The organism is Synechococcus sp. H60.1 (genome assembly GCF_047462335.1).
Lineage (GTDB): Bacteria > Cyanobacteriota > Cyanobacteriia > Thermostichales > Thermostichaceae > Thermostichus.
On the sequence record NZ_JANSJA010000120.1, the window covers coordinates 1 to 989 of the forward strand.

The 989-nt window shown below is 58.1% G+C and carries 2 protein-coding genes; one reads left to right on the plus strand and one right to left on the minus strand.

From position 1 onward, the window contains the following. Positions 1–2: 2 nt before the first annotated feature. Positions 3–53: a hypothetical protein gene (locus NW852_RS06585; RefSeq protein ID WP_414426576.1), complete on the plus strand. Its 51-nt coding sequence runs from the start codon at positions 3–5 to the stop codon at positions 51–53. 214 nt (positions 54–267) lie between these two features. On the opposite strand, the gene NW852_RS06590 is transcribed toward NW852_RS06585, so the two are convergent. Next, positions 268–807 (minus strand): DUF3611 family protein, encoded by a 540-nt coding sequence (locus NW852_RS06590; RefSeq protein WP_414386583.1) that lies wholly within the window; start codon positions 805–807, stop codon positions 268–270. Positions 808–989 lie beyond the last annotated feature (182 nt).

The following is a 989-nucleotide window of genomic DNA, read 5'->3' on the forward strand; positions in this document are numbered from 1 at the left end:
TTTTGTTCTTTTTGCTGGCTTTTGTCTGGCAGGCGGCAGTGGGCTTCAAGTGAAGTCTTTAGAACAGATTTCTCCGCTGCTTTCCGCTGCCCCTCTTCCTCTGGTTGAGGGGCTCTCTAGTCGTCATGGAGATCTCACTCAGGCTGGGGCACCGTTCCTCTATCCTGATCCTTAAACAACCAAGTGGCAATTAAGTTGCGGCGACCTCTAACTTCTCCCTTGCTGGGGGATTTGGGGTCGGTCGCCGGTGGCGGTGCGGCTCAGGGGTTAAGGCTCGCGGTCGAGGACGCCGGTAATCCAGAGTACCCCTGCCAAGCAAACAAAGTGGGCAAACGTCACGTTGACGTTGGCAGCCAGCAGCAGCACCCCTGTTACCTGGTTAGCCTGGGTGCGGGCAAACATACGCGCCAACAGCTCGCCCACCTGCGCCTCCATGCCGATGAGGGCAAGGAAAGCCCCGATTAGGCTGACGTAGGTGACCAACTGCAACTGCCTAGGCAGATCCAACTGGCTCAAGGCATCGGCAGAGGCTGAGCGGCGCTCGGCATGGAGCAGGTAGCGCCAGTTGAAGAATAGGCCCGCCCCTAGGGTTAGAAGTGTGAACAGAGTGAACCAAAAGGCGATCACAGCCCCCAGCGAGTCATCCCGGTAGACGGTATTTTGGCCGATTAAAAACCCCAGCCAGAGCAACAGGGCCGTTGCTCCCAAAACCGCCTGAAACCAGAACCCGAAACGGCGAGTCATGCGTAAGCGAGACTTCATCCGCTCGACAGCCGCCCGTACTGACGGCGACATAGGCTCGTTCATCTTTCTCCCCTGCTCGACTGGCTGAACACCGACTTTCGCATCCAGCCTATCGTTATCTCCTGCCTCCAGTCACATCCACCTTGCCCGGCCTGCCTCAATGGGGAGAGATTAGGGCTTCGGACTTTCCCTGGGATCCGCGCTTTGCAGGCGCAGGATTTCGGCTTCGATGCGCTGTTGGAGGG

Excerpts from the sequence above, each read along its gene's own strand:
- NW852_RS06590 (WP_414386583.1), bottom strand. The coding sequence starts at position 807 with ATGAACGAGCCTATGTCGCCGTCAGTACGGGCGGCTGTCGAGCGGATG.